Source organism: Photorhabdus viridis, assembly GCF_040256935.1.
Classification (GTDB): domain Bacteria; phylum Pseudomonadota; class Gammaproteobacteria; order Enterobacterales; family Enterobacteriaceae; genus Photorhabdus; species Photorhabdus viridis.
Window position 1 is genome coordinate 1 of record NZ_JBEJZY010000142.1, and the last position, 1,542, is coordinate 1,542.

The 1,542-nt window shown below is 48.9% G+C and carries 1 protein-coding gene and 1 pseudogene; both read right to left on the bottom strand.

What is annotated here, in order from left to right:
* The coding region (locus ABR397_RS22555; protein WP_350307667.1) for a DUF3396 domain-containing protein at positions 1 to 918 on the bottom strand (918 nt) is incomplete at its 3' end.
* Positions 919 to 933: 15 nt separating this feature from the next.
* Positions 934 to 1,542: pseudogene (locus tag ABR397_RS22560) on the bottom strand (VRR-NUC domain-containing protein); the annotation flags it as partial.

The following is a 1,542-nucleotide window of genomic DNA, read 5'->3' on the forward strand; positions in this document are numbered from 1 at the left end:
ATTAAAATGACCCGCCCCATAAAAATGCAGAGAATGACCTTCACGGGGGATCACCCGTATCGGACGTATCAGTTGGTTAATGGCAAAATAACTCTCCGGGACACTGCCCGGTAGCGGTGTCAGATCCGGGTATTGACCCGCCCGTATCATCAGACCATTGGGGTAAGAACTAATCACTACATCCGGGTAGCGCGCCAGTGTTTTGCGTATCCAGACTTCGCCGCCCAGGCGTCCTACAAAACGTTTGGATAGCAAGGTGATCCAGTTAATGCCACGGATGGAATGCTCATACTGTAATTTAGCTGTATGCACTGCGGAGTTCACTTGCAGGGCAGGATAACGTTGCGCCAGTTGGTACTCTAAAGGAAAGTAGTCATAGTAATCTTTGGGCAGGACCAGACAGTAGCCACAGTCTCCACTGTCGGGTTCGAGCTGGTCACATAGAAAATCCAACCAGGCCATAAAACGAGTCATGCCCTCTGGTTCTTTTAGATAATCCCAGGGCAACACCAGACTGAGGTATGAACTACTATTATCACCATTAGCTTCATCGGAATCCAGGTAACGCATCAGATAATGAGGTGCCTCATCTTCATTTTTGGCATCACTGACCACCCAACCACAAGGCTGGTTTTTTTTCTGGCTAAGAATGCCTTCTTCCACTTTGGCAATATTTTCCGGTGAATATTTTTTTAACCCTTTCAGCTCATGACGATGAAAACACAGCTGAGTGCCAAATTCTTCGCGAAAACGACGATAACAGGCCAGAATGCGTTGCTTTTTCTCCAGCGTGTAGCCCTGTTTAAAAAACAGGGTTATTGAGATACCCAGGCGGGAAATAGTCAGTCCATCGCCATTGATAAAAAGAAAAGCGGTCAGTTGTGATCTCAACTGGTCAAAGTAATCTACAGTTTCCATCATTTTCTCCGTGAATTATGAGGCAGTGGCGAATGTCACACTCGCCAATATAGCCAGGACGGCAGCTAACGCGGCGGCGCTCACCGAGGCGGCAGCGGCTAAAATTTCCACCAGTGCAATCAGTGCAGCAGCGACGGCAAGGGTGACAAGAATAACAACGGCAACGCCGGCAACAATCACAACCACTTCCAGCATTCCTTCACCTACCTCTTTTAATATTTGCATCCAGCTCATGTTTTTGAGCTCTTCCAGGGTGATATCTGAGCCCTGTTGTACAGTCTGCCACTGAGCTTTTATCTCACTCTCCGTCCAGGTCACGATTTTCCCTGTTTGTTCACTGACCCAGGAAAACGCGTAGCTGACCTGATGGCTTATCGGGTCAATAATTTCTTCACACACCCACTTGCCGGCTTGATTGAACCAAGTACCAAACTGGGCAAGGAGCTCCCGGGTACTGTCGCGGACATAACTCAACCCATTTTCGGTCAGACCAGCCACTTCCTGTCCGAGGATAACCCAGTCTTCATAGCTGGGTAAAAACGACCAGCGGGAAGTGCTGAGAAGCGGTGGATTTTTTGTCAGGGGTTGCGGAATAGTGCCCGGCACGCCCTCTTCGGGAGGAAT